The sequence below is a fragment of the Undibacterium sp. genome (assembly GCF_030683615.1).
In the GTDB taxonomy this organism is placed as follows: Bacteria; Pseudomonadota; Gammaproteobacteria; order Burkholderiales; family Burkholderiaceae_D; genus Undibacterium; species Undibacterium umbellatum.
Genome location: NZ_JAUXQE010000005.1, coordinates 227,556 through 254,225 on the forward strand (window position 1 = coordinate 227,556; position 26,670 = coordinate 254,225).

General features: G+C 50.1%; 22 protein-coding genes. 18 read left to right on the forward strand and 4 right to left on the reverse strand.

Annotated features, from left to right (window positions below; genetic code table 11):
* The first annotated feature begins 250 nt into the window (after positions 1-250).
* Together obgE and proB are read left to right on the forward strand one after the other, a co-directional pair.
* A complete protein-coding gene (obgE, locus tag Q8K39_RS02335; protein WP_305258138.1) occupies positions 251-1,363 on the forward strand; it encodes a GTPase ObgE in 1,113 nt (370 codons plus the stop codon).
* A 251-nt stretch (positions 1,364-1,614) separates the two neighbouring features.
* A complete protein-coding gene (gene proB, locus Q8K39_RS02340) occupies positions 1,615-2,733 on the forward strand; it encodes a glutamate 5-kinase (protein ID WP_305258139.1) in 1,119 nt (372 codons plus the stop codon).
* A 74-nt stretch (positions 2,734-2,807) separates the two neighbouring features.
* On the opposite strand, the gene Q8K39_RS02345 is transcribed toward proB, so the two are convergent.
* Together Q8K39_RS02345 and Q8K39_RS02350 are read right to left on the reverse strand one after the other, a co-directional pair.
* The gene (locus tag Q8K39_RS02345) at positions 2,808-3,311 is read right to left on the reverse strand and encodes a CNP1-like family protein (protein WP_305258140.1); all 504 of its coding nucleotides are present in this window, start codon (positions 3,309-3,311) and stop codon (positions 2,808-2,810) included.
* 3 nt (positions 3,312-3,314) lie between these two features.
* Positions 3,315-3,887, reverse strand: coding sequence for an RNA pyrophosphohydrolase (locus tag Q8K39_RS02350; protein ID WP_186952096.1), 573 nt, complete (start codon positions 3,885-3,887; stop codon positions 3,315-3,317).
* A 224-nt stretch (positions 3,888-4,111) separates the two neighbouring features.
* Here Q8K39_RS02350 and Q8K39_RS02355 point away from each other — a divergent pair, with 224 nt between their 5' ends.
* From Q8K39_RS02355 to Q8K39_RS02370, 4 genes are all read left to right on the forward strand, one after another.
* On the forward strand, positions 4,112-5,848 hold the full coding sequence (locus tag Q8K39_RS02355) for a proline--tRNA ligase (protein WP_305258141.1): 1,737 nt from the start codon (positions 4,112-4,114) through the stop codon (positions 5,846-5,848).
* 125 nt (positions 5,849-5,973) lie between these two features.
* Positions 5,974-6,546, forward strand: a complete 573-nt coding sequence (locus Q8K39_RS02360; RefSeq protein ID WP_186952098.1) for a lytic transglycosylase domain-containing protein — start codon at positions 5,974-5,976, stop codon at positions 6,544-6,546.
* Positions 6,547-6,679: 133 nt separating this feature from the next.
* Complete coding sequence (locus tag Q8K39_RS02365; RefSeq protein ID WP_305258142.1) at positions 6,680-7,387, forward strand: hypothetical protein; 708 nt, start codon at positions 6,680-6,682, stop codon at positions 7,385-7,387.
* A 15-nt stretch (positions 7,388-7,402) separates the two neighbouring features.
* Entirely contained in the window at positions 7,403-8,059 is a 657-nt protein-coding gene (locus Q8K39_RS02370; protein WP_186952100.1) for a hypothetical protein, read from the forward strand.
* Between the two features lie 135 nt (positions 8,060-8,194).
* Here Q8K39_RS02370 and Q8K39_RS02375 read toward each other — a convergent pair whose 3' ends face one another.
* A complete protein-coding gene (locus tag Q8K39_RS02375) occupies positions 8,195-8,602 on the reverse strand; it encodes an SWIB/MDM2 domain-containing protein (RefSeq protein WP_186952101.1) in 408 nt (135 codons plus the stop codon).
* Positions 8,603-9,158: 556 nt separating this feature from the next.
* Entirely contained in the window at positions 9,159-10,526 is a 1,368-nt protein-coding gene (gene ffh / locus Q8K39_RS02380) for a signal recognition particle protein (RefSeq protein WP_186952102.1), read from the reverse strand.
* A 403-nt stretch (positions 10,527-10,929) separates the two neighbouring features.
* On the opposite strand from ffh, the gene Q8K39_RS02385 reads away from it, so the two are divergent.
* The 12 genes from Q8K39_RS02385 (at position 10,930) to Q8K39_RS02440 (ending at position 26,667) form a co-directional block, all read left to right on the forward strand.
* Positions 10,930-12,078, forward strand: coding sequence for an ABC transporter substrate-binding protein (locus Q8K39_RS02385; RefSeq protein WP_305258143.1), 1,149 nt, complete (start codon positions 10,930-10,932; stop codon positions 12,076-12,078).
* A 190-nt stretch (positions 12,079-12,268) separates the two neighbouring features.
* A complete protein-coding gene (locus tag Q8K39_RS02390) occupies positions 12,269-13,240 on the forward strand; it encodes an ABC transporter substrate-binding protein (RefSeq protein WP_305258144.1) in 972 nt (323 codons plus the stop codon).
* 247 nt (positions 13,241-13,487) lie between these two features.
* The gene (locus Q8K39_RS02395; RefSeq protein WP_186952105.1) at positions 13,488-14,306 is read left to right on the forward strand and encodes an ABC transporter permease; all 819 of its coding nucleotides are present in this window, start codon (positions 13,488-13,490) and stop codon (positions 14,304-14,306) included.
* 1 nt (position 14,307) lies between these two features.
* On the forward strand, positions 14,308-15,105 hold the full coding sequence (locus tag Q8K39_RS02400) for an ABC transporter ATP-binding protein (protein ID WP_305258145.1): 798 nt from the start codon (positions 14,308-14,310) through the stop codon (positions 15,103-15,105).
* Positions 15,106-15,172: 67 nt separating this feature from the next.
* Positions 15,173-15,631: a cache domain-containing protein gene (locus tag Q8K39_RS02405; protein WP_305258146.1), complete on the forward strand. Its 459-nt coding sequence runs from the start codon at positions 15,173-15,175 to the stop codon at positions 15,629-15,631.
* Positions 15,632-15,637: 6 nt separating this feature from the next.
* Positions 15,638-17,479, forward strand: a complete 1,842-nt coding sequence (locus Q8K39_RS02410) for an ATP-binding protein (protein ID WP_305258147.1) — start codon at positions 15,638-15,640, stop codon at positions 17,477-17,479.
* A gap of 34 nt (positions 17,480-17,513) precedes the next feature.
* Positions 17,514-18,872, forward strand: a complete 1,359-nt coding sequence (locus Q8K39_RS02415) for a sigma-54-dependent transcriptional regulator (RefSeq protein ID WP_370868542.1) — start codon at positions 17,514-17,516, stop codon at positions 18,870-18,872.
* Between the two features lie 68 nt (positions 18,873-18,940).
* On the forward strand, positions 18,941-19,750 hold the full coding sequence (locus Q8K39_RS02420; RefSeq protein ID WP_186952109.1) for an inner membrane protein YpjD: 810 nt from the start codon (positions 18,941-18,943) through the stop codon (positions 19,748-19,750).
* Positions 19,747-19,980: a PP0621 family protein gene (locus tag Q8K39_RS02425; protein ID WP_186952110.1), complete on the forward strand. Its 234-nt coding sequence runs from the start codon at positions 19,747-19,749 to the stop codon at positions 19,978-19,980. The genes Q8K39_RS02420 and Q8K39_RS02425 overlap by 4 nt, the downstream gene beginning before the upstream one ends.
* A gap of 24 nt (positions 19,981-20,004) precedes the next feature.
* Positions 20,005-21,768, forward strand: a complete 1,764-nt coding sequence (locus Q8K39_RS02430; RefSeq protein WP_305258148.1) for a PAS domain-containing sensor histidine kinase — start codon at positions 20,005-20,007, stop codon at positions 21,766-21,768.
* Positions 21,765-23,219 (forward strand): sigma-54 dependent transcriptional regulator, encoded by a 1,455-nt coding sequence (locus Q8K39_RS02435; RefSeq protein ID WP_305258149.1) that lies wholly within the window; start codon positions 21,765-21,767, stop codon positions 23,217-23,219. Before Q8K39_RS02430 ends, Q8K39_RS02435 begins: the two co-directional genes overlap by 4 nt.
* Positions 23,220-23,769: 550 nt before the next feature.
* Positions 23,770-26,667 carry a ribonucleoside-diphosphate reductase subunit alpha gene (locus Q8K39_RS02440; RefSeq protein WP_186952112.1) on the forward strand — a complete coding sequence of 966 codons (2,898 nt, stop codon included), beginning with the start codon at positions 23,770-23,772 and terminating at the stop codon, positions 26,665-26,667.
* The last annotated feature ends 3 nt before the right edge of the window (positions 26,668-26,670 follow it).

The following is a 26,670-nucleotide window of genomic DNA, read 5'->3' on the forward strand; positions in this document are numbered from 1 at the left end:
GCATTGAAGTAATTCAAAGCAGGGCGCAAGCCAGTATGATAAAAAGGCTCTGCCATCGGTAGGGCCTTTTTAGTTGGATCAGTCTCCGTTCCAGCTTATTGCGGCACTATCTTGCCGTAAGCTCACCTCTCAGTCAACACACCCTGTGTAAACAGTTTGGCGTTAGCCCTTTTAATTTGAAGAAATCCTGTATAAATTTATTGTTCCATCAGGCTACAAAAATTTATACAAGCTTTTTTAGGTGGTAAAAATGAAATTTATTGATGAAGCCAGAATTGAAGTAATCGCCGGTGACGGTGGCAATGGTGTGGCGTCTTTTTGTCGTGAAAAATTCCGCCCATTCGGCGGCCCCGATGGTGGTGATGGTGGCCGTGGCGGCAGTATCTGGGCTGTAGCTGACCGTAATATCAACACCCTGGTTGATTATCGCTATTCCAAATTGCACAAAGCCAAAGATGGTGAAAATGGCCGTGGTGCAGACTGTTATGGCAAAGGTGCTGACGATATCCGTCTGCGCATGCCAGTTGGTACGCAGATTTGCGACAGAAATACCGATGAAGTCATTGCTGACCTGACCGAACATGGCCAGGAAGTTGAACTGGTCAAAGGCGGCGAGGGCGGCTGGGGCAATATCCACTTCAAAACGTCCACCAATCGTGCGCCACGTCAACGCTCTGATGGTAAAGAAGGCGAACGCCGCGAATTGCGCCTGGAATTGAAAGTGTTGGCCGACGTGGGCCTGCTGGGTTTGCCAAATGCCGGTAAATCAACTTTCATTACTGCGGTATCCAATGCGCGCCCGAAAATCGCTGATTATCCTTTCACAACCCTGCACCCTAACCTGGGTATGGTTCGTGTCAGCCACGAAAAAAGCTTCGTCATCGCCGATATTCCTGGCTTGATCGAGGGGGCCGCGGACGGTGCTGGCTTGGGCATACAGTTTTTGAAGCATTTGCAACGCACAGGTTTGCTCTTGCATATTGTTGATTTGGCACCGTTTGATGAGGCGGTAGATCCGGTTAAAGATGCCAAGGCGCTGATCAAGGAATTGCGTAAATACGACGAAAGTCTGTATGAGAAGCCACGCTGGCTGGTACTCAATAAACTCGACGTATTGACAGAAGACGAACGCAAGAAAAAGGTCAAAGACTTCATCAAGCGTTTTGCCTGGAAAGGCCCGGTCTTTGAAATTTCTGCCTTGAATCGCGAAGGTTGTGAAGAGTTGGTGACCGAGATTTATAAATATCTGGAAGAAAAACGTACACATGAGCAGCGTTCGCAAGAAACCACGATGAAAGAAGAAGCGCAGGGTATTTTGTCCATTGATCCGGATGATCCGCGTTTTAAAGTGCTGGAAGACTAATAAAAAACCTGGTGAAAGCCAGGTTTTTTTACGTCCACCATCTGTTCATCAACAACTAAAAATGTATAAAGGTGATTATTTTTTATTTGGAAAATTTCTTTTTAATAATTAAAATCTCATAAAAAGTAGAATATGCCTTTTAAATGTGAATTAAATTTAGATTGCAGCGATAGTATCCATATAAAGTATAATTTTGATTTGTTCGCCGCTGAAGTGCGGCAACATCACCAAATCACATTTGTCCCTTATTTATGCAATCTGTCATTCAGCAAGCAAAACGCCTGATTATCAAAGTAGGTTCATCCCTGGTTACCAATGATGGCAAGGGGCTGGACAAGCAGGCCATCGCCAAATGGGCTGCCCAGATCGCTGGCTTGCGTGCCATGGGCAAGGAAGTCGTGCTGGTCAGCTCTGGTGCCATCGCCGAAGGGCGGCAACGCCTGGGCTTTGAAAAACGACCGACTGCCATCCACGAATTGCAGGCTTGTGCTGCCGTCGGTCAAATGGGCCTGGCACAAATTTATGAAAGCAGCTTTCGTGAACACCAGATAGGTACAGCACAAATTTTGTTGACGCATGCCGACTTGGCGGATCGTGAACGCTACCTGAATGCGCGCTCGACATTGTTCACTTTGCTGCGCCTGGGCATCGTCCCCATCATCAATGAAAATGATACAGTGGTTACCGATGAAATCAAGTTTGGTGACAATGACACGCTCGGCGCCCTGGTAGCCAATTTAATAGAAGGCGATGCTCTCATCATCCTGACTGACCAAAAGGGCTTGTATACAGCGGACCCACGCAAAGACCCGAATGCAACCTTCGTGCACGAAGCCAGGGCAGGTGACCTGGCGTTGGAAGCCATGGCAGGTGGTGCTGGTTCCAGCCTCGGTAGTGGTGGCATGCTGACCAAGATACTCGCCGCCAAAAGGGGCGCGCGTTCTGGGGCGCACACGGTCATCGCCTGGGGCCGCGAAGAGAATGTCTTGCTGCGTCTGGCGCAGGGCGAAGCCATAGGTACACAATTGATTTCGCAAATGGCCCCGGTGGCGGCGCGCAAGCAATGGATGATGGATCATTTGCAGACCCTGGGCCAGGTCGTGCTGGATCCGGGTGCCGTACAAAAACTGATACGTGAAGGCAAATCCTTGCTACCCATAGGCGTACTCGATGTACGCGGCGAATTCAGCCGTGGTGCAGTGGTTACTTGCTGTGATGAGGCGGGTACTCCGGTAGCAAGGGGGCTGATTAATTACTCAAGCGCAGATGCTCGTCGTATCAAGCGCCATGCTTCGAGCGAGATAGAATCCATACTTGGCTTTGTTGAAGAATCTGAATTGATACACCGCGATAATCTGGTGTTGCTATGAATCAGATATAAAAAATGGGCGCATGAGTGAAAAAAATCAGCGCCCATTTTATTCCTGCATCCTGTTGCAGCTGGCTAGTAATATGACATCTTTTTCCCGCGCAGTTTGTCCAGCAACACATTGACTTTGCCTGCGATGGTTTTGCCTTCGCAAAAATAGTCAGAGAACAAGGCTGCATGCTGTTTGTTTGCACCGGTGTTCGTGATGCCATCCCACTGGTTGCGGCGTGAGCGCGACCATGTGCCGTCAGGCCGACCGAAGGCATACAGTTTGACCTCATAAGTCTGGCAACGCAGGCCTTCATAGCTGATGTTCTTGGCACCCCCAGCGCTGGTTGCTACCAGGCTATAACGGATGGTGCCATCCGTTGCCACTGTAAGAGATTTGGTGTCAATCGCAAAAGACTGGCTGGGGCTCTTGTAAAAATTCAGCAGGTTTTCCGGCTTTGGTGCCTCTGGTAATTGCAGGACGACCTCATGCCACTCCTTGTCATCTTCTTCCTGGTCTGCCGCATAGGCAAAGCTGCCAGGCAGCAAGGCCAGGGTAAGGATGATACGACCTAGTTTTTTATTCAACATAAATTATTTGGACTCTTCTGGCTCGGTTTTCTTGCAATCCTGATTTTTGGGTGTTTGTTGCTGATTACGCAAATAGCGGCTGCGATTGGAATTGGGGTGCTCTGTGCGGTGCACATAGCGCGACAATTCCTGCAAGGCCAGTTGATAAACACCACGTTTGAATTCAATTACTACATCCAGCGGGACCCAATAGTCATGCCAGCGCCAGGCGTCAAATTCAGGATGGGTGCTGGCCCGCAGATTGACATCGCAATCACGGCCTATCATGCGCAACAGGAACCAGATCTGTTTTTGCCCACGATAATGCCCGCGGATTTCACGCTTGATAAAATGATCCGGCACTTCATAGCGCAGCCAGTCACGGGTACGCCCTATGACTTTGACATGCTCAGGTAGTAAGCCGGTTTCTTCTTCGAGTTCCCGGTACATGGCCTGTTCCGGTGACTCACCATATTTAATGCCACCCTGGGGGAATTGCCAGGAATGCTCGCGCACCCGCTTTCCCCACCAGACTTCATTGTTGGCGTTTAGCAAAATTATGCCAACGTTAGGGCGGAAGCCTTCACGATCCAGCATGTTCAACCTCGAAACTTTCTGTGGCTAAACGGCTTGCTCCTGCAATAGATAGCGTAGAGAGCGTTTGTTTCGTCGAAAAACACTGCATTTTTCAGCGGACAGCCTCCATGGAGGCGAACAAATCGCAGTTTCCTTCATCAAATGTGCAAAGAGTGGGCGCATTAGCCAGCTAATCCTTTAAAATTGAGTTGATTATAACCCTCCATTTAAAAAGAATCACTGTCATGCGTGCTACACGATTTTTTATTTCCACACTGAAAGAAGCTCCTGCCGATGCCGAAATCGTCAGCCATAAACTGATGATGCGTGCGGGCATGATTAAGCGCCTCGGTTCCGGCATCTATAACTACATGCCCATGGGCTTGCGTATCATCCGCAAAGTAGAGAACATTGTTCGTGAAGAAATGAATCGCGCCGGAGCGATAGAGATGCTGATGCCCGTCGTACAACCTGCAGAACTCTGGCAAGAAACTGGCCGCTGGGACAAGATGGGCCCGGAGCTCATGCGCGTCAAAGACCGCCATGGCCGCGATTACATTATCCAGCCTACGTCGGAAGAAGCGATTACTGATGTCATACGCACAGAAATCCGCTCTTACCGCCAGTTGCCTGTGAATTTTTATCACATCCAGACCAAGTTCCGTGACGAACGCCGGCCACGTTTTGGTCTCATGCGTGGCCGTGAATTCACCATGAAAGATGCGTATTCTTTTGACCGCAATGTCGAAGGCATGCAAAAGTCTTATGAAGTCATGTATGACGCCTACACGCGTATCTTCCAGCGCTTTGGCCTGGAATTCCGTGCGGTAGCTGCTGATAACGGCGCGATTGGTGGTTCTGGCTCACATGAATTCCACGTCATTGCTGATACTGGTGAAGACGCGCTGGTGTATTGCCCGACTTCTGATTACGCCGCCAATATGGAAGCGGCAGAAGCCTTGCCTACGCAAACCAGCCGCCCAGCCGCTGCAACTGCGCTGACCAAGACTGCCACGCCAGGTAAAGCCAAGTGTGAAGATGTCGCGCAACTGCTCAACATCCCGTTGGAAACGACGGTCAAGTCCATCGTGCTCGCAGTTGATGCGGAAAAAGACAGTGGCAAGGCAGCGCAAATCTGGCTGCTGCTGTTACGTGGCGACCATGAACTCAATGAAGTCAAGGCAGGCAAAATAGCTGGCATGGCCAACTACCGCTTTGCTACCGAGGCAGAAATTGTCGAGCATTTTGGTACCAAGCCAGGCTACCTCGGCCCTATCGGCACACAAAAACCAGTCAATATCGTGGCTGACAGAACCGTCGCCAACATGGCTGACTTTGTCTGTGGCGCGAATGAAGCTGATTTTCACTTCACCGGTGCCAACTGGGGTCGTGATTTGCCTGAGCCAGCAGTTGCTGACTTACGCAATGTCGTCGCTGGAGATCCATCTCCAGATGGCAAAGGTATGTTAGCTATTCAGCGCGGCATCGAAGTTGGCCATGTATTTCAGCTTGGCACCCGCTATTCCGACGATATGAAAGCCACCTTCCTTGATGAAAACGGCAAACCACAATTGCTGCAAATGGGTTGCTACGGTATAGGCGTCACCCGTATTCTGGGTGCTGCAATAGAACAGAATTTCGATGACAAGGGCATCATCTGGCCAACTTCAATTGCACCGTTTGAAGTCGTCATCTGCCCTATGGGCATGGACCGCAGTGAAGCTGTCAAGACTGAGGCTGAATCCCTGTACCAGGCTTTGATTGCTGCTGGTATCGACGTGATACTGGATGACCGTGGCGAACGTCCTGGTGCCATGTTTGCTGACTGGGAACTCATTGGTGTGCCGCATCGCATCGTCATCGGTGACCGTGGTCTTAAAGAAGGCAAGCTGGAATATTTGGGCCGTCGCGATACTGAAGCCAGCAATGTGCCTGTGGCCGAGATGCTGGCCTTCATCCAGGCCAAGATGGTAGAAAAATAAGCCGCAGGATGAAGTATTTTTTCTTGCGCTTTTGCGTGTGGAGCAAAGGAAGATTCAGCGGTAAGTTTGATCTGCAAGTCATATGTGCAGGGTGGAAAAAATCCATCCTGCATCTGGTAATCTGCATGTTGGCTGTTTCTGCATTACCGGTGCAAGCCGGTAATCAAAAAGAAGAAGCCATGGCAGATTCAGTACGCCTTGCACTGGCCAAAGCCGTTTCTGATTCCACGCCACCCAAACCTACGTTTGCCACCATAGAAGAACGTATCAAGTACATCAACTGGCAAGGTGAGATGGCATCGCGCCTTAAGCGACGCATCCCCGATTTACAGACCCGCAAGGAATTGCTGGATGCCATCTGGTATGAATCCAAGCGCGCTGGCCTCGATGTTGCCATGGTCATGGGTTTGATACAGGTAGAGTCTGCCTTCCGCAAATATGCGACTTCTGTTGTCGGAGCACGTGGCTATATGCAGGTCATGCCATTCTGGTCTCGTGTGATTGGTGATGGCGATGCGAAAAAACTGTTCCAGATGCAGACAAACTTGCGTTATGGCTGCTCGATTTTACGTCTGTATATTGATATGGAAAAAGGTGATCTCTACCTGGCACTAGGTCGCTACAATGGTAGCCGTGGCCGCCCTGAATATCCCAAGGCAGTGCTTTCCAACTGGAAAAATTGGGAATTCAACAGCTGATTCATTTGCTGAGTAAAATCTGCATCACCCTCAGGTAGCAATTAACGCTACTCCTGGTCTTGTAAAATAGTCCTTTGCATAAATCACGGGCCAAGTATGATCGGGCATTCCAGAATGCCCGATCATATTCAGGATGACACCAAGACCCGACATGCAGGCACTCTTTTATCAAGAAGATTTTGGCAGCACAGACTGGCGCAAGTTATTGCGCCCACGCTGGCAATTGCTGCTTACGGTTTTGCTTGCCCATTTCTTGCTGATCATGCTTTGGCCAAGCCTGGTCAGACATAAACATGAAATGAGCACGCCACTGGCTTTTGTTGTTCGCATGCTGGAAGCGCCAGTACAAACCAAGCCTGAACAGGCTATACCCCTGACCAAACCAGTGGCGCCACCCAGCCAATTGTCGTTGCCAAACAAACCCCGCGCACCGCTAGTGCTGAATGCTCCCAACATACCCGTTACCAGTGATGCAGGTACAGGCATCAAAGTTCCCCCGGTCACGAATACTGAATCAAGCATGCCTGCATTAACTAGTGAGCCGCCTGTCGTCATTGAGCGTGACATCAGCAAAGTCATCAAGCAGGTAGAGCGCGAAATGCCAAATCGCATCCTGACCGATATCAAGCCAGAAAAATCATCCATGGTGCAATTTGGCATCAATGTTGCCGCTGCTGCGCGTCCTCGTGGCACCAGCTATAAGAACATTATTATGGCGGATGGTACGGCCATGACCAAGGTTACGACACCAGCAGGTTCCTATTGTGTAATAGGCGCAAAACCCGGCGCAGATATCACGCGATCCCCAGGCATACAGACAGTCAGTTGCGGCAGCTATTGAGGCGAGGAGAGATACATGCTGCTAGCTTCTTATCGAGCGCCTGCTCAAGGCAATGAGTGGCAGATATTGTTTGTAGTCCTCCTGTTGCACGCGGCTTTGTATCTGCTGTGGTCGCAGTCAAATGCGATGTACAAAGATGGGGCGACGCAAACAACTAGTGGCAGTCTGATTTTTTTGAATCAGCCTGAGCAGATGAAACTGACACCACGCTCACCAGCTACGCAGGATTTGACAGAACCATCTCGTCAAAGCAGAGTCATGCCAGTTCCGCGGCACAGTTCCGCTATCGGCGTCACAGACAAAGCGACTGTCAGCGACAAAGAACAATCGAATCTGTCAGTCGAAAAAGAGCCAGCAAGTTCCGGAAATGAAATGCCCGTTAACCGTGACACAAGGGAGATTTTCAATGGTTTGAAAAAAGACTTTCAGTACCGCGATCAGGTCAGCGCCAAAACTGCCCCCGCGCCCATGGAAAAGTTTGGTGCTGCGGTGAAATCATCCTCTACTGTCATGCGGGAAAGCTATAAACACGAAGTGCATATACTCGGTGATGGTCGGCCAGTCTCAAAAGTCATCACCCCTTACGGAACGTATTGCATCTTGCATCGCAAGCCCGGTGAGATTATCGGCAATGAGCTGGCAACTGTCCCCGTCACTTGCGGCAATTTGTAAGTGGGCGTCCATAAATGAATTTGCAGAAAATAAAAACAAAAATGCCCGCGCTATGCGGGCATTTTTGTTTGGGATGGGACTAACTGCTTCCCTTAAGTTTCCCAAAGCAACTTCGGGAATCTCTTCCTGAAAAAATCAGGACAGATGACCGGAAATGAGTTTAGTCATTTCAAACATGGACACTTGTTTTTTGCCATCGAAAACGGCTTTCAACTTGTCATCCGCGTTGATGTTGCGTTTGTTTGCTTCATCTTGCAGCTTGTGTTTCTTGATGTATTCCCATACTTTTTTAGTGACTTCAGTACGAGGAATTGCTGCTGCACCGATGACTGCTGCCAGAACTGGGGAGATAGTCATAGGTTTCATGAACGCTGCATTTGGCTTGCGTGCTGCTGCTGGTTTGGCGGCTGCGGCTTTTTTAGGCGCTGCTGCTTTTGCTGCAGGTTTCGCTGCTGCTGCCTTTGGAGCGGCTGCTTTTGCTGCTGGTTTAGCCGCTGGTTTAGCTGCCGGTTTTGCTGCTGGTTTCTTTGGTGCTGTTGCCATAAATAGCCTCCTTCACAAATTTCGTGGACGGAGCTTTGATCGTTTTGAAAAGCTCCTGCATTGCGTCACTTCACGCATCGCTAATAGTGGTGCGGTTTTTACAGGGATGCAAGTGTTTTTTGCTGGAATTTCATGAAAAAGTGCAGGAATTTGCCTGTCGTTGGATTTAAGTCTAAAAAAATGCCGGATTAGCGCCATTTTGGCTGCTATCCGGCATTTTTTCATAGAGAGAAATGCGAACAGAAATACTGCGAAAAATTTAGCTGAATTTAGAACTCATTTCATAAATAGGATGAGTGCGAACAAGACGATTTGGGATGCAGTGCAAGGCGTGACCTGAAGCTAAGGCTCCTGCCTTAGCAAAGGGCACAACGCTGCAATGCGCCCAAATCGTCAGTTCCCGAAGGGTTTGCCTCATAGCGCGTGCTGGACTGCGTTGGACTCGTTATCAATAGCACCGCTATTGACTGCCTCGTCCGCCTTGCCAGCTCACGCTATGAGACAAACGCATCTCACCCTATTTATGAAATGAGTTCTAGCTAAATCTGGCAAAAACTCAGCGCTTGCCCGGCATCATTCCCTTCATGCTGCGCAGCATCTTCATCATGCCGCCGCCACGCAATTTCTTCATCATCGATTGCATCTGATCAAACTGGGCCAGCATGCGATTGACTTCCTGTATCTGTACACCGGCACCGGCGGCGATACGGCGCTTGCGTGAAGCCTTGATCAATTCTGGCTTGGCTCTTTCTTGTGGTGTCATGGAATTGATCATGCCTTCCATGCGGCGTACCTGCTTTTCAGCCTGGTCCATGTTGGCACCACTGGCCGCCTGCTGCATTTGCGCCGGCAGCTTATCCATCAGGTTCGACAGACCGCCCATGTTCTTCATCTGCGAAATTTGCATCTTGAAGTCATTCATATCGAATTTGCCGCCATCCTTGATCTTGTGCGCCAGATCCTGTGCTGCGGCCACATCCATGCCTTTTTGCGCCGATTCCACCAGCGCCAGGATGTCACCCATGCCCAGGATGCGATTGGCCATACGGGTGGCATCGAAGGATTCGAGGCCATCGAGTTTTTCTGCGACACCGACGAATTTGATCGGTTTGCCGGTGATATAACGTACCGACAGGGCCGCGCCGCCGCGTGCATCACCATCGAGCTTGGTCAGTACCACGCCTGTTAAAGGCAGGGCATCATTAAATGCCTTGGCGGTATTGACGGCATCCTGACCCAGCATGGCATCCACCACAAACAGGGTTTCTATCGGTTTGACGGCAGCGTGGACAGCAGCAATTTCTTGCATCATCGCTTCATCTATACCCAGACGACCTGCAGTATCGATGATCAATACATCGTGATAATGTTTTTTTGCGTAGTCCAGCGCAGCCAGGGCGATATCTACCGGTTTGTCAGTGGGCAGAGATGGGAAAAAGTCGGCGCCAACCTGTGCTGTCACAGTCTGCAACTGACCTATCGCAGCTGGACGGTAAACGTCGGCAGAAACTGTTAATACTTTTTTCTTTTTTTGCTCACGCAGATACTTGGCCAGCTTACCGACTGTCGTGGTTTTACCGGCACCTTGCAAACCGGCCATCAGGATGATTGCCGGTGGCTGGCAGTTAAAACTCAGTTGAGAAGCCTCTTCGCCAAGGTCTGCCCCCATCAGGGCGGCCAGTTCTTTCTGTACCACGCCGACCAGGGCCTGACCCGGTGTCAGGGAGGAAATGACTTCTTCGCCCATGGCTTTTTCTTTGACGCGGGCGATCAGTTCACGCACTGCAGGCAAGGCAACGTCTGCCTCCAGCAAGGCCATGCGCACTTCGCGCAACATGTCGGCGGTATTGGATTCAGTCAGACGGGCTTCGCCGCGCATGGTCTTGACGACTTTGGCGAGGCGCTGGGTAAGGTTATCGAGCATGTTTGCTTAGGAAATCTTAAGAAAAAATCAATAGAGCGGCACTTACTGCGAACCAGAGGGCCTGCAGTAGCAGTTAAAGCAGGCATTTTACCCGAAGCCGCATGCAGACTCTGGCATTTCGCAGATTGTGCAAAGAAGATGTGTTCAGAATTCTGGAAATCCAGAATTATTTTTGTCATATGTGCGAAATTTCAGACGCATGCGGGATATTACGGATATATTTTGCTTTGAAAAACGGTTAAAAACGGCTTGCCAGCCTTCATTCTTGCTTGGTATGAAGTCTGCTAATAAGAGCGCTATCCCAGAGCTTGCTACAATATCAAGATGACAAGGCCAACCGCTTTGTTCACCTTGTTTTTGTCGCAGATTCTAAAAATAGCCGCTCAATAATCTGGAGACAATCATGAGTCGACTTCATCGTGCCTGGCGCTTGCCACGCATCATTTGCTTGTGCACCCTGCTTACTTTTTCTGTTTACAGTCAGGCAGAAGAGGGTGTCACTGACAATAACATACTGATAGGACAAACTGTAGGTTTGACCGGGCAGATCGCTGGCCCTGTCAAGGAAATGAATGCTGGTGCTGCAGCATATTTTAATCAAGTCAATAAGAACGGTGGCATTAATGGTCGCAAGATAGAATTGCGCATTCTTGATGATAAGTTCGATCCAGTCACGGCGGCCAGCAATGCCGAGACCCTGATTAAAAAGGACCATGTCTTTGCCTTGTTCCAGAGCCGTGGGACACCGCATACCCAGGCGATTTTACCCATACTGGCGGCCAATAAAGTACCCCTGATTGCCCCAAGCACTGGTGCGGCGGTATTCCACAGCCCGGTTAATCGTTATATCTTCAATGTCAGGGCCAAGTATCAGGATGAAGTGAAAAAAGCGGTAGAGCAGTTTTCTACCATAGGCTTGAAAGACATTGCCCTGATGCACGTGGATGATACTTTCGGTGGTGACGGCCTGGCCGGTTTTACTGCTTCGATGGATCACTTTAAGCTGAAACCTTCGTTAATCAGCAAATATGACAGAGCAAAGCCTGATGTTCCCAAGGCCATCGATGAAGTGATCAAGTCCCCCGCCAAAGCCTTGATCATCATCGGCTCGGCTACGACTGTGGCTGATGTTGTGCGTGGCTTGCGTGCCAAAGGCAGCACAATACAAGTCATGACGCTGTCAAATAATGCTTCGCAATCCTTCATTGACTCCCTGGGTCCAGTCGCAACCGGCATCATGGTTTCGCAGATCATGCCTGCACCACATCTGGTGTCGACGATGCTTGGTCAAGAGTTCAAGACCATCGCCAAGGACAATGGTGTAGCACCATCCTATGCAGCGATGGAAGGTTTTGTAGCAGCAAAGTTGCTGGTAGAAGGTTTGAAGCGGGCAGGCAAGGGCTTGACACGCGATGGCTTGATACGGGCACTGGAATCCATGCACAAGGTTGATCTGGGTGGTATTACCGTGACTTATAGTGAGCGGGACCATAGCGGCAGTGAGTTTGTAGACCTGACCATGATAGGCCGTGACGGCAAGTTTCTACGCTAGCCCACATCAGCAAGTCAGTGCGAAAACACGGAATACCCGACAGGTGTAATCCGGTTTTTCGCATCAATTCAGCGACCTTATGTGCAAAAAAATGAATAAAATCAGTCGTTTACTTAAATTTTTATGCTGGCACAATATCTGCTAATCAGTGCGTGTAGGAAAAAATTAAATCACACTTCAGGAGACAACGATGTTTAAAAAGATTTTGCTTGCCAGTGTAATTAGTTCAGGATTGTTTGCCAGCGCGGCCCAGGCCCAGGACGTTGTCAGACTGGGTAATCTGAAATTTGCGCATTATGGCGCGGTATCGTATATCAAGGAAATCGCCCCCAAGTGCGGCATCAAGGTGGAAGAACGGGTGTTCGCCAAAGGCCTGGATGCCATGCAGGCAGTCATTGCTGGCGAACTTGATGTGGGTGCCGTATCTTCAGAAGCAACCATATCTGCACGGGCCAGTGGCACTGCTATCTACGTGGTCGCTGGTTTTGCCAAGGGTGGCGCACGCCTGGTCGGGCGCACAGATCTGGGCATAAAAACAGTCAAGGATTTGAAAGGCAAAAAAGTTGGCGTTACCCGTGGTGGCATTCAGGACATTTTGCTGGCAGCAGAACTGTCACAACACGGCCTGACTTATTCTGACCAGCCAGGCAAGGATGTACAAATCATTTACCTTGGTTTCCCTGACCTGAACCAGGCTTTGCTGGGCAAGAATATCGATGCGATCATGCAGTCCGAGCCCTATTCTTCCCAGGCCATCAACAAGGGTTTTGGTAATGAAATCATCAAGCCTTACGACACACCAATAGGTGAGCCTGTGCGTACCATGGTCATGACCGAGAAGTTCTACAAAGAACGCCGTCCAGTCGCCGAAAAATTCATGCGCTGCTTTGTCGAAGCCACCAAAACCTTCATTGAAAACAAGGAACTGGCTGAGAAATATGTGCGTGAAAACATGTTTAAGGGCCAGGTCAGCCATGAAGATTTCGTCAATGCAATTGAAAACTCGCCTTACACCTATGATGTAACGGCAGAGCATATTCAGATCACCACTGATCTGATGCAAAAATATGGCGTAGGAAAAATGGTCAAGCCGCCAGTCGCCAAGGATTGGGTAAAAACCGATCTTCTGGAACAAGCCAAGAAGAGCCTGAACATAAAATAAGCCTTAGAACCGGTTTTCGATCTGTAGCGAGCGAGTGTCAGCGGGGGCAGGGTAACAAAAGTGCAGCGCAAAAAGCGGAATGTACTTAAGTACATGAGCATTTTGAGCAGCACATGAGCCCCGATCACGTTCGCACAGTAAGATCGTAAACAGGTTCTTAGTAAGTCTTTAGCTTGAGCAAAAGGTGAGCCTGCTTCTTTGAGCAAAAATCTGCTCACCCAGCTCCTCAAATCTTGAAGGAAAAATCATGAAATTCAAATGGCGTGAAATTGGCGCGGGGCTGATCGTGCCCGTTATCCTGATCGCAATCTGGCATGTGGTGACCAGCATGGGTTGGGTTAATGCCCAAGTACTTCCTTCGCCGCTGGCCGTGGTAAAAAAATGGATAGAGTACGCATCACCCTATGAAGCCAGGGATGCAGCTACCACAAGTTGGCTGGCCTGGGCTTTTTCTGGGGAATTGATACGCGATACCATGGGCAGCATGTACCGTGTAGTAGTGGGTTTTTTGGTGGGGGCGGGGCTGGCCTTGCCGCTTGGTCTGGCGATGGGTTCCAGTCAAAGAATGTATGCATGGATGAATCCCCTGGTGCAGGTATTGCGCCCGATACCGCCAATTGCCTACATCCCTTTGTCGATACTCTGGTTTGGTCTGGGTAATCCACCTGCCATCTTCCTGATTGCAATCGGTGCATTTTTCCCGGTGCTGATGAACACCATCGCCGGTGTCCGCCATGTTGATGGTATCTATATCCGGGCTGCCCGTAATCTGGGTGCCAGCCAGACCACCATGTTTGTACGAGTCATGCTGCCTGCGGCTGTGCCTTATATTTTGTCTGGTGTGCGTATTGGTATTGGTACTGCGTTTATCGTGGTGATAGTGTCGGAAATGATTGCCGTGAACAATGGCCTGGGTTTCCGTATCCTGGAAGCGCGTGAGTACTTTTGGTCCGACAAGATTATCGCAGGCATGATGAGCATCGGTTTGCTGGGGCTGGCAATTGATCTTGCCATGAATAAACTGAACAATTATTTGCTGCGCTGGCACCGTGGATTGGAGAATTGAGATGAACAATAGTCATATCAGCATTGGAGCTGTGAACAAGATTTTCAAGACCGCTGACAAAGAAGTCGTGGCCTTGCGTGACATCAATCTGGAAATACCGGAAGGGCAGTTCGTTTGCCTGCTTGGACCATCTGGCTGCGGCAAGTCGACCTTGCTGAATGCGGTTGCGGGTTTTTCCTTGCCGACTTCTGGCAGCATTATTGCCAATGGGCAGAAGGTCAGCGCCCCCGGTCCTGACCGTGGCATGGTGTTTCAGGAATATGCATTGTTCCCCTGGATGACGGTGGAGCAGAATATTGCCTTTGGCTTGGAAATCAAGGGAATGGCCAAGGCAGGTATCCAGCAAAGAGTCGCCAGTCTGCTGGCCATGCTGGGCTTGAGCGATTTTAAAGCACGCTTTCCCAAGGATTTATCTGGCGGTATGCGTCAGAGGGTTGCAATTGCCCGTGTATTGGCGCTGGATTCGCCTATCATGTTAATGGATGAACCCTTTGGTGCGCTGGATGCCCTGACGCGTCGCAACTTGCAGGATGAGTTGCTGCGCATCTGGTCAGAGCTGAAGAAAACCATCATCTTCGTTACGCATAGTATAGAAGAAGCAATTTACCTGGCTGACCGTATCGTTGTCATGACTTACCGGCCAGGTACGGTGAAAAAGGATTTGCTGGTTGAATTGCCGCGTTCGCGTGATCCATCTGACCCTGGCTTCAATGCCCTGAAACGCGAGTTGGGACAGTTGGTCATGGAAGAGCAGCAAAGACACCATAATGATGAGCTGAAAATGGCTGCAGTCGATTAAGCCTGGTTAGCAAAAGACAGCGTTTGGATATTCCGGGCGCGCCCAAAAAATCATAAGGAGAGACATCATGTTGAAATTCGCACGAATTGTAGTAGCGGGATTGGTTTTCTTGTTGGGCGCGCCAAGTCAGGCGCAAAGCACGCATGGCACGGCGGCCGAAGCCGTTGCCATGGTGCAAAAAGTGATTGCCAGTATCAAGGCGAATGGCAGAGAGAAAACCATTGCTGATGTGAATAATTTGCAAGGACCATTCCGTGATCGTGACCTGTATATCACTATCAATGATATGAATGGCAAAAATCTTGCCCATGGTGCCAATGCCAAAATGCAGGGCAAGGATTTGCTGGATTTGAAAGATGCCGACGGCAAGCTGTTTGTACGCGAACGTATGGAGCTTGCGAAAGCCAAGGGAAAAGGTTGGCAAGACTATAAGTTCGTCAATCCTGTCTCGAAACAGATAGAGCAAAAATCCATGTATTTCGAAAAGTATGAAGATATTATTATCAACTGCGGTATTTATAAGTAAAAGCTTGTGACGGCGTCGCATACTGAAAATGTCCGTGAGCGGCGCCTGATTTTTATCTGCGTTGCGTTCGCCAGCTTTGCGCTGGTGGTCGCCAGCTATTTTGTGGCTGCCAGCATTGCCAGGGAAAATAGCCGGCAAGCCGGTAACAGGCAGTTGCAGATCATCTCCCTGGATATTGAATCTGTGCTGGAGCGTTATGAAACCCTGCCTTTCGCCATTTCTTATCTGCCACTGACGGCAGAAGCGTTGCTGCATAAGCAGAATGCCACGCAGATACAGGCACTGAATCTGAGCCTGCAGGAGCTGGCTGAACAAGCCAAAGTAGCTGCCATCTATCTCATGGACGTGCAGGGAAATACCATTGCTGCCAGCAACTGGAATACTGCACAAAGCTATCTGGGACAAAATTTCGCTTTTCGTCCTTATTTTTCTGAAGCCTTGAAAGAAGCGCGGCCTGGCCACTTTTATGCGATAGGTAACACCACGAATATCCCCGGCTATTTTATTTCCCAGCCTGTCTACTCACCTGGCAGCAAGCGAGGTAGTCAGGCACCGATAGGGGTCATCGCAGTCAAGATCATTCTCGATGAATTTGAGCAAGCCTGGCACAGTAGTGAGGAGCCAATTGCGCTTAGTGACCGACATGGCGTGGTGTTTTTGAGCAATCGCGCTCCCTGGAAATATCATAGTCTTCAAAACCTGTCTCCAGCCATCCAACAGGACTTGAAAGTGACTTTGCAATATGGTGGCAAGCATATAGAAGCAATTGCGCAATTGCCGCTGGCGGAAAAGAAGGGTTATGACGAGTATCTGCAAAGGCCGATAGGGCGCCTGAATTGGCAGTTAATGTTGTTTCCCGATCAGAGCAAAGTCATGCGCGCAGGTTTGCAATCTTCCCTGGTGGTTGCTCTGATGCTGGGAATAGCCCTGGCCTTTACCGCCGTGTTTGACCAGCGTCGCCGCAGGTTGGAAGAGGGGCGACTGGCTCAACGCGCGCTCAAGAAGGCGGCGGACGAACTGGAGCTGCATATCGCTGAACGCACCCATCAATTGACGCAGGCGAATGCAGAACTTGAAAGCCGCTACCTGACACTCAAGCAGACCGAAACCCTGCTGCGCTCTACCCAGAATGAGATGGTGCAAGCTGGTAAACTTGCCATGCTGGGGCAGATGGCAACCGGCATCACCCATGAGTTGAACCAGCCACTGACAGCGATACGCGCCTTTGCCGACAATGCGATTACTTTTATGAATCGTGGCAAGGCTGAACAAGCTTTGGCCAACCTGGAACATATCAGCCATGCCAGCGAACGCATGGGCAGCATCATTGCACAGCTCAAGGGTTTTGCCAGAAAAAGCCCGAATGCGATTGCCGAAGTGGATGTGCAGACTGCTATCCAGTCTGCAGTCAGCTTGTTGCGCAGCGAGACCGACAGGCGCGGCGTGAACTTGCATGTGCATGTTGCCGAGCCTGCCAAGGTGTTCGGTGACACCGTCAGGATAGAACAAGTCTTGATCAACCTTATACGCAATGCCCTGGATGCGGTAGAAAATAGCCCTTTCAAGGTAGTTGATGTCAGCCTTTGTCGTGAACATGGCATGGCAAGAATCAGTATTGCCGACAGTGGCACTGGCATCCCTGAACATGTAGCGGGACATTTGTTTGAGCCATTTTTTACTACCAAGGAAATTGGTCATGGACTGGGGCTGGGCCTGGCGATTTCTTCATCCATCGTGCAGGCCATGAATGGCAGCCTGGTGGCGAATAACCGCCCAGATGGCGGTGCAGAATTCACAGTTTGCATCCCGCTGGCTGTTGAACAGGCAAATAACACAAGCACAGCCTGATCGCGCATGACTGTATACATAGTAAGGAAACACAATGACTGAAATGCTCGCTATATTAATAGAGGATGAGCAGGCAGTACGCCTGGCAACCACCCAGACACTGGAACTTGGTGGTTTTGGGGTGCAGGCTTGCGCCAGTGCTGAAATGGCTGATGCTTATATCAAGGCTGATTTTGCTGGCATTATCGTTACCGACGTTCGTTTACCCGGCAAGTCTGGGCTGGAAGTGCTGGAAAAAGTACGCAGCATCGATGCAGAACTGCCCGTCATCATCATTACCGGTCATGGTGATGTCAGTATGGCGGTAGATGCCATGCGCCATGGTGCTTATGATTTTCTGGAAAAACCTTTCGCTGCCGAACGGCTGCTGGACGCCTGCCTGCGCGCTCAGGAAAAAAGACGGCTGGTCATGGAAAATCGCAAGCTCAAATTATCGTGGTTGACCCATGCTGCAACACCAGATCTTATAGGGCAAAGCACGCAAATAGAAAAGGTCAGGAAATTCATACAAAGCATAGGTCCCACTCAGGTTGATGTATTGATTAATGGCGCAACCGGGTCTGGCAAGGAAGTCGTGGCGCGGCAACTGCACCTGGCCAGTGGCTGCAAAGGCGAATTTGTGGCGATCAATTGTGGCGCTTTGCCAGAGTCGGTATTCGAGAGTGAGATCTTTGGGCATGAGGCTGGTGCCTTCACTAGCGCCCAGAAACGCCGCATAGGCAAGCTGGAATATGCACATGGCGGCACGGTATTTCTTGATGAAATTGAAAGTATGCCGCTGAACCTGCAAATCAAGTTACTCAGGGTTTTGCAAGAGCGCAGCCTGGAACGGCTGGGCGGCAATCAATCCATCGTACTGGATTGCCGTATCATCGCGGCCACCAAAACTGATTTGTTGAAACTCAGTGCGCAAGGACAATTTCGTGAAGACTTGTATTACCGTCTCAGTGTCATTACCATGCATTTGCCCAGGCTGAATGAACGGCGCGAAGACATTCCCTTGTTGCTTTCGTATTTTGTACAGAGGGCAGCACTGCGCTACCAAAGACAAGTACCGGTCTGGTCCGCTGCTCAAATGCAGCACTGGATGCAGGCCGACTGGCAGGGCAATGTACGCGAGTTGCGCAATTTTGCAGATCAACTGGTTTTAGGGGTACTCGAGTTTGGTGATGTGCCTGTGCTGCAAAGTAGCCATGCTCAGCCAGCGACAGAGACCAAGCTGCCTGAGAAGCTGGACGCGTATGAAGCCAGTCTGATCCAGAGTGCATTGGAAAAGAACGCCAATAATGTGGCTGCGGCGGCCGAATTGCTTGGTATACCCAAGAAAACCCTGTACGACAAGATCAAGAAATATCAAAAAACTTTGTCTTCGATCAATCCCGTGACAGGCTAGGAGCGAGCTGTGGAGGCTGCAGAATGTGCATAATCCAAATTTCATGCGACATGGTGTAAACTTGGCCCATGCAAATCTATCTATCATTTCTTGCCGCCGCCTTATATATAGTGAGCGTCATCGTGCCTGGAAGCAGGCTGACGCTGGGCAGTGTCGTCAGTGGCCTGGCCTGGCTGACCCATGGTTTGGCATTATGGCTGACAATTTTTCCTGATCATGCTCTCAGAGTGGGCTTTGCCGTCATGTTGTCGGCAGCCTTATGGGTGTCGGTGTTTGTTTGCTGGCTGGAGAATCGAAATGCCGCTCTTGACGGTTTGCGTCTGCTGTTGATGCCGAATGCAGCCGTAATGGCTGTCTTGCCCAGTTTCTTCCCTGGTAATTTGATTGCTTTGGCAGGCAAGACCCCCATGTTCCCCTGGCATGTGGTGATTGCCATGCTGGCGTATAGCACACTGACCATTGCAGCTTTTCATGCGCTCGTCATGACGGTGCAAGATAAACATTTGCATCAATTGCGCGCTACTCAACAAGCAGAGTGGCTCAACAAACTGGTCGACAGATTGCCTGCCTTGCTGACCATGGAAAAAATCCTGTTTCGTTTTGTGCTGTTTGGTTTTGTCTTATTGACACTGACTGTTTTGTCGGGCGTGATATTTTCAGAGCAGGTACTGGGTGTTGCCTTTAAATGGGATCACAAGACCTTGTTGTCTCTTTTGTCATGGCTCTTGTTTGCCATCTTGCTGACCGGGCGCTATTGGCGTGGCTGGCGTGGCAAGACTGTACTGAGCTTCACCTTGTCGGGCTTTGTCACCTTGCTACTGGCCTATGTCGGTAGCCGCTTTGTCCTGGAAGTCTTATTGCACAGGAGCCTGTCATGAGAATTTTGTTCTGGTTGGGTTTGCTGGTGCTGATCATCCTGGCTCTGAAGAAGAAAATGCAGCCGCCACGCAGTCCGGTAGCAACGACATCCAGGCCCGACCCGCAAAATCCTGCATCTGCCGAGGCCATGGTTTGCTGCGCGCATTGCCAGATTTATCTGCCCGCGTCAGAAGCTGTGCAGCGCGGCGAGCAAGTGTATTGTAGTAAAGAACATGCAGATCTCGCATGAAGCTGACATCCAATCAGGATACTGATGTCTGAACTTCACTCTGTCGCAGTTGAGCCCTCCCATTCGTTCTGGCGTTCATTACAAACGCTGAATGCATCACGCGTGGTGGTAGCTGCCAGCTTGCTGATCTTGCTCAGCTTGCGCAGTGACAAGGATGTCTGGGCGTTTGAGCATTTGTTTGGTCGCGACATAGGCTTGATCTATCTGCTGGTTGCTGTTGGCTTTTTGGTGCTCAAGCAATTGTATCCACGCCGCTTCATGTGGCAACTGAGCACACAGATATTGCTGGACATTATCATTATTTCCGTCATGTATCTGGCTGGAGGTGGCACTAAAAGTGGTTTGGGGATTTTGTACCTGTTTCCTTTGGCGGGTGCCGCGATACTCAGCCCATTGATCTGGTCTTTCTTTTTTACTTCCATCGTCGTTCTGTTTTTATTGATAGAGAGCGGCTATCATTATTTGCAACTGGAAGAAGGAACACCTTTGTCGCAGGCAGGCCTGCTTGGTGCCGCCTATTTTGCAGTAGTTTCAGTGGTCAATCGTCTTGCCCATAATCTCATCAATCAGGAGCAACTGGCAGCTCAGCGTGGTAACGCGCTGGCAATACAGCAGGCTATTAATCAACTGGTCATTGCAGATATGGGAGATGGCATTCTGGTGCTTGACCAGAATGCCTGTATGTTTGAAATCAATCCGGCGGCAGTGCGTATGCTGGGAGGAAGTCTGACCAAGGAGATGATAGGAGTGGAACTCGCCGATATTGCCCCTTTGCGTCCCGTCTCTGAAATCCTGAACGGCATGAAAGGGCGCCCCAGTTTTTCGGATAGACGTAAAGAGGAAGAAATATCTTTCGTATCCATACGCTGTTATCTGGATGATGTCCGCCCTGAACTGGGTGAGCTGGCTGCCGATACTGCAAGCCGTGAGCGCTTTGAACGCGAGCGACCGCACTTTGTCACGCACCTCAAACTGCGTTTCGTCGCCATCAAGGGCGTCAATGCCGGTGCTTTGAAAGACCGGGCCGACACTTACACTATCGTCTTCATGCAGGACGTATCCGATATAGAAAACCAGGCTCAGCAATTAAAACTGGCTTCCATGGGACGCCTGACGGCCAGTATTGCGCATGAGGTGCGCAATCCACTGTCATCAATTTCCTATGCTGCCTCTTTGCTCAATGAAGACCTTGATAGTCTGGGGCAGGACAGCAAGCAGGCAAGTCGCTTGCTGAAAATTGTTGATGACAATGTGGCGCGCCTGAATCAACTCATTGAAGATATTTTGAAGCTGTCACGCAAGGCTCAGTCGGATGTTTCGCCTTACTATGTCATGGATCTGATCACGGAAATGGTCAGAGACTTTGTCGAAACCCGAGGTTTAGCCACTGATCTGATCGTGGTAGTGACAGACAAGAATTTCATGATCGACTTTGATCCTAGCCACCTGCGTGAAGTAGTCTTGAATCTTTTGTCGAATGCGATACGTTATGCCAGCGGGCAAGCAGGTAGTATCAAATTGTTTGCCCAGGTCAATTCCAGCGGTCGCCAGGAATTGCATATACAAGATGATGGCCCGGCCATTCCTTATGATGTCCGTTCGCACTTATTTGAGCCTTTCTACACAACATCGCGCATGGGCACTGGTCTGGGCTTGTACATGGCCAGGGAATTGTGTTTGAATAACCGTGCCTTGCTTGATTATGAGTACAGGGTGGAAGAAGCCGGAGACGGCAAGGCCGAGCCTAGTGGACGTTTTGTAATTAATTTCTCTGGATATAGTGCATGAGTATGAATGAAGTTACGAGCTGTCCCCGTATCCTGGTGGTCGACGATGAGGCGCATCTGCGCGAATTGCTGGAAATTACGCTGATCAAGATGGGTCTGGATGTGGACAGTGCAGAGACCCTAGCTTTGGCGCGCAGCCATCTTGCCAGACATAGTTACGCGCTAGTGCTGACAGACATGCGCCTGCCTGATGGCTCTGGCATGGAGCTGGTACAAGAAATCAATGCCAACTATAAGAACACGCCGATTGCCGTGATTACCGCATTCGGTAGTGCCGACAATGCGGTAGTTGCCTTGAAGGCTGGTGCTTTCGATTATGTATCCAAACCGGTGGCCCTGGACCAGTTGCGCAAGTTGGTCAGGTCCGCCTTGCAAACCAGTGAGGTCCAGAAAGAGCAGCAGACAGCGCCGGAAAAACGGGCAGTCCCTGCCAATTCTTTCATGATAGGTCAGTCGCAAGGCATGCAGGAGGTCAGGGCGCAGATCAGTCGCCTGGCGCGCAGCATGGCACCGGTTATCATTACTGGTGAGTCTGGCAGTGGCAAGGAGTTGGCAGCCAGGGAAATTCATACCAGTAGTGCCAGAGCAGACAAACCCTTTATTGCCGTCAACTGTGGCGCGATTCCTGAAACGCTCATGGAAGCCGAATTCTTTGGCTATAGAAAGGGCGCGTTTACTGGCGCTGCTGATGACAGGGATGGTTTTTTTCAAGCGGCCAATGGTGGCACCTTGATGCTTGACGAGGTGGCTGACTTGCCCTTAGCCATGCAAGTCAAGCTGTTACGTGCCATCCAGGAAAGACGGGTTCGCAAAGTGGGGGCTACCGCAGAAGAGGCGGTGGATGTACGTATCATCAGTGCCACACACCAAAACCTGGCCATCTGTGTAGAAGAGGGGCGATTCCGGCAAGATTTGTATTACCGCCTGAATGTCATCGAATTGCATCTGCCACCTTTGCGTGAGCGGCTGGAAGATATCGTTGAGCTATCCCGCAATATCCTGAAAAAACTCACAGGCAGTGACATTGATATGTCGGTCGAGGCTATTGATGCATTAATCAGTTATGATTTTCCTGGTAATGTCCGTGAACTGGAAAACATACTTGAGCGTGCCATTGCCTTTGCCAATGATGGTTGTATAGAAGTAACCGACCTAGCCTTGCGTGGCACCAGAAAAATGCCGGAAATATTGGTTATGCCAGTAACCCCGGCAGAAATTCCCCCAGCCAGTGCCAGTATAGTGCACGAGTTGGCACATGTTGCCGAGATTGATGTATTTTCCGCACCGAGTTTGCCTTGCTCCCTGCCCGATTTTCTGGAAAACGTTGAACGCGAAATGATAAGACGTGCCTTGCATCAGACCAGGAATAACCGTACCCAGGCGGCAGAGTTGCTTGGCGTCAGTTTCCGGCAGTTGCGTTATCAAATTCAGAAATTGAAAATTCAGGAATAAATCTTTTTACTGTCATTCGTGACCAACAGCACTTGAGCTGGCTTGGCCGTCAGGACAAGTTGCATGTCGTTTTCTTGCTCACGATTACTCATTGGTATCTACATGATCATCTTCCTGATCCTGCTAAGCAGGAAGATGCATCTCACATCGTTCATGCATGTTAGTGCCCACTCGCGTCTGTGCTCGTGCTTTTCTAGGCTTTGCGAAAGTCAACACCTAAACGCCCTTTTAATGAAAAAAATAATTCAATTATTTAAATAAAAAGCGGTTGCATATGACTAGATGGGGCACTAGAATTAGGGCAAATAAAAAATAGCGCACTAGATGTAGTGGTTTCGAAGATTTACTTGTTTTCTTGCCTTGCTTCAATTTCCCCTCTTGTTTTGCAATTGTCTGGCGAATGATGTGAACAAAATAAACCGGATATCACGAATTTTCGTCCTGTCCGGATAGCTACAGTATTGCGCGTATCCCGTTTAACCCCCTGACTGGCTGAGTTCTGTATCCATGAACTTTGCTGGCAAAAAATAACACCGCATCCGGAGGATCAATGCACTCTTCTAACGAAATATCCACTTTGTCCAAGCCAGAACTGGGCTCAGGCTTGCATGCCGCAGCCACACCTGCTGCCGCCAGCCTGAACAGTTATAGCGAATACCGCATCATTCGCCGTAATGGTTCCGTGGTTGGCTTTGAGCCATCCAAGATCGCCATCGCCATGACCAAGGCATTCCTGGCGGTGAACGGTGGACATGGTGCAGAGTCGGCCCGGATACGCGAGCTGGTTGAGCAATTGACAGCCAGCGTGGTTGCCGCCTTGCTGCGTCGCCAGCCTGCCGGTGGTACTTTCCACATAGAAGATGTGCAAGACCAGGTTGAACTGGCGCTGATGCGCTCAGGCGAACATGATGTCGCCCGTTCTTATGTCTTGTACCGTGCCAAACGAATGGAAGAGCGTCGCCGTGTCAACGATGCGCCTGGCCATGTAGAAGCCGCCGCACCACAATTACATGTGATTGTTGATGGACAGCCTCGTCCGCTGGACGTGGCAGAAGTACGCAAGATGATTGCCGCTGCCTGCCTGGGTCTCGACAAACTGGCGGATCCAGATGCGATTCTGGCAGAGACTTTGAAAAACCTGTACGACGGCGTACCGGTAGAAGAATTGTATAAATCCGCCATCCTGGCCGCCCGCGCGCTGATGGAAAAAGAACCGGCCTACAGCCAGGTCACGGCACGTTTGCTCTTACATACGGTCCGTAAAGAGGTGTTTGGCAAAGAAGTGGCGCAACAGGATGCTGCTGCAGAATATCTGGAGTATTTCCCGAAATTCATCAAGAAGGGTATCGAAGCAGATTTACTGGATGCCAAACTGGGGCAGTTTGATTTGAAGAAACTGGCGAATGCTCTGGTTGCTGACCGCGATCTGCAATTTGGTTATATCGGTTTGCAAACCTTGTATGACCGATACTTCCTGCATGTACGTGGTACCCGAATAGAAATGCCTCAGGCTTTCTATATGCGTGTAGCGATGGGCCTGTCCCTGAACGAAATCGATCGCGAAACCCGCGCAATAGAATTTTACAATCTCTTGTCCAGCTTTGACTTCATGAGCTCGACACCGACCCTGTTCAATTCCGGCACCCAGCGTTCACAACTGTCTTCTTGCTACCTGACGACAGTTGCCGATGATCTCGATGGCATCTACGAAGCCATCAAGGAAAACGCACTGCTGGCAAAATATGCAGGTGGTCTGGGCAATGACTGGACGCCAGTACGCTCGCTCGGCGCGCACATTAAAGGCACGAACGGTAAATCCCAGGGTGTTGTACCTTTCCTGAAAGTCGTCAACGATACGGCGGTGGCTGTTAACCAGGGTGGTAAACGCAAGGGTGCAGTGTGTGCCTATCTGGAAACCTGGCACATGGATATCGAAGAGTTTCTCGATCTGCGCAAGAACACAGGCGATGACCGCCGCCGTACTCACGACATGAATACCTCGAACTGGATTCCTGACCTGTTCATGAAGCGTGTCATGGAAAAAGGCGACTGGACCTTGTTCTCCCCATCCGATGTACCAGACCTGCATGACAAATTTGGTAAGGCTTTTGAAGTGGCGTATGTCGCTTATGAAGCAAAAGCCGCCAATGGTGAACTGACGCTGTCGAAAAAAATCCCGGCACTGGACTTGTGGCGCAAGATGTTGTCCATGCTGTTTGAAACTGGTCACCCATGGATCACCTTCAAAGATCCTTGCAATATCCGCTCGCCACAACAACATGTCGGCGTAGTTCACAGTTCGAACTTGTGTACAGAAATCACTCTGAACACCAACGATAGCGAGATCGCTGTATGTAATCTGGGTTCGGTCAACATGCCTGCCCACATGAAAGACGGCAAGCTGGATCACATTAAATTACAAAAAACTGTGCGTACAGCGATGCGTATGCTGGATAACGTCATCGACATCAACTACTATGCAGTGAAGAAGGCACGCGATTCCAATTTGCGCCACCGTCCTGTCGGTATGGGTATCATGGGTTTCCAGGATTGCCTGCACATGATGCGCATCCCTTATGCATCGATGGATGCCGTACAGTTCGCTGATACTTCCATGGAAGCCGTTTGCTATTACGCATATTGGGCATCGACTGAACTGGCTGAGGAGCGTGGCCGTTACAGTTCTTATCCTGGCTCTTTGTGGGACCGTGGCATCCTGCCGCAAGACTCCCTGAAGATGCTGGCCGAAGAACGCGGCGGTTATCTGGAAGCAGATTTCTCAGAAACCATGGACTGGTACCCACTGCGTGACCGCATCAAGAAATTTGGTATGCGCAATTCCAATTGCGTGGCGATTGCGCCGACTGCAACAATTTCTAACATTATTGGTGTAGCTGCCTGTATCGAGCCGACTTACCAAAACCTGTATGTGAAGTCGAATTTATCCGGTGAATTTACCGAGATCAATGAACATCTGGTGCGCGATCTGAAAGACCGCGGCATGTGGGATGAAGTCATGATCTCTGACCTGAAATACTTTGATGGCAGCCTGGCCCGCATTGATCGCATCCCGGAAGATCTGCGTGCCCTGTATGCAACTGCATTTGAAATCAGCCCGTCCTGGCTGGTCGAGGCGGCTGCGCGTCGTCAAAAATGGATAGACCAGGCACAGTCCCTGAACATCTATATGGCAGGTGCGTCCGGCAAGAAACTGGACGAGACTTACAAGCTGGCATGGTTGCGTGGTTTGAAAACCACTTACTACCTGCGTACCATAGGTGCAACGCACACTGAAAAATCCACCAGCAAAACAGGTGCATTGAATGCGGTTGGGGTGGATGGTAGTGGTGGTGGCTATGTCGCAGCACCAGCTCAGGAAACCGATGGCCCGGCCTGTATGTTGCGTCCAGGTGATGCCGGTTTTGAAGAGTGCGAAGCTTGCCAATAAGTG

Excerpts from the sequence above, each read along its gene's own strand:
- Q8K39_RS02440 (WP_186952112.1), top strand. The coding sequence starts at position 23,770 with ATGCACTCTTCTAACGAAATATCCACTTTGTCCAAGCCAGAACTGGGC.
- Q8K39_RS02350 (WP_186952096.1), bottom strand. The coding sequence starts at position 3,887 with ATGCTGGATCGTGAAGGCTTCCGCCCTAACGTTGGCATAATTTTGCTA.
- Q8K39_RS02385 (WP_305258143.1), top strand. The coding sequence starts at position 10,930 with ATGAGTCGACTTCATCGTGCCTGGCGCTTGCCACGCATCATTTGCTTG.
- proB (WP_305258139.1), top strand. The coding sequence starts at position 1,615 with ATGCAATCTGTCATTCAGCAAGCAAAACGCCTGATTATCAAAGTAGGT.
- Q8K39_RS02425 (WP_186952110.1), top strand. The coding sequence starts at position 19,747 with ATGAGAATTTTGTTCTGGTTGGGTTTGCTGGTGCTGATCATCCTGGCT.
- Q8K39_RS02430 (WP_305258148.1), top strand. The coding sequence starts at position 20,005 with ATGTCTGAACTTCACTCTGTCGCAGTTGAGCCCTCCCATTCGTTCTGG.
- Q8K39_RS02345 (WP_305258140.1), bottom strand. The coding sequence starts at position 3,311 with ATGTTGAATAAAAAACTAGGTCGTATCATCCTTACCCTGGCCTTGCTG.
- Q8K39_RS02370 (WP_186952100.1), top strand. The coding sequence starts at position 7,403 with ATGCTGCTAGCTTCTTATCGAGCGCCTGCTCAAGGCAATGAGTGGCAG.
- Q8K39_RS02415 (WP_370868542.1), top strand. The coding sequence starts at position 17,514 with ATGACTGAAATGCTCGCTATATTAATAGAGGATGAGCAGGCAGTACGC.
- Q8K39_RS02395 (WP_186952105.1), top strand. The coding sequence starts at position 13,488 with ATGAAATTCAAATGGCGTGAAATTGGCGCGGGGCTGATCGTGCCCGTT.
- Q8K39_RS02365 (WP_305258142.1), top strand. The coding sequence starts at position 6,680 with ATGACACCAAGACCCGACATGCAGGCACTCTTTTATCAAGAAGATTTT.
- Q8K39_RS02360 (WP_186952098.1), top strand. The coding sequence starts at position 5,974 with ATGTTGGCTGTTTCTGCATTACCGGTGCAAGCCGGTAATCAAAAAGAA.
- Q8K39_RS02435 (WP_305258149.1), top strand. The coding sequence starts at position 21,765 with ATGAGTATGAATGAAGTTACGAGCTGTCCCCGTATCCTGGTGGTCGAC.
- Q8K39_RS02390 (WP_305258144.1), top strand. The coding sequence starts at position 12,269 with ATGTTTAAAAAGATTTTGCTTGCCAGTGTAATTAGTTCAGGATTGTTT.
- Q8K39_RS02420 (WP_186952109.1), top strand. The coding sequence starts at position 18,941 with ATGCAAATCTATCTATCATTTCTTGCCGCCGCCTTATATATAGTGAGC.
- Q8K39_RS02355 (WP_305258141.1), top strand. The coding sequence starts at position 4,112 with ATGCGTGCTACACGATTTTTTATTTCCACACTGAAAGAAGCTCCTGCC.
- obgE (WP_305258138.1), top strand. The coding sequence starts at position 251 with ATGAAATTTATTGATGAAGCCAGAATTGAAGTAATCGCCGGTGACGGT.
- Q8K39_RS02400 (WP_305258145.1), top strand. The coding sequence starts at position 14,308 with ATGAACAATAGTCATATCAGCATTGGAGCTGTGAACAAGATTTTCAAG.
- ffh (WP_186952102.1), bottom strand. The coding sequence starts at position 10,526 with ATGCTCGATAACCTTACCCAGCGCCTCGCCAAAGTCGTCAAGACCATG.
- Q8K39_RS02405 (WP_305258146.1), top strand. The coding sequence starts at position 15,173 with ATGTTGAAATTCGCACGAATTGTAGTAGCGGGATTGGTTTTCTTGTTG.
- Q8K39_RS02375 (WP_186952101.1), bottom strand. The coding sequence starts at position 8,602 with ATGGCAACAGCACCAAAGAAACCAGCAGCAAAACCGGCAGCTAAACCA.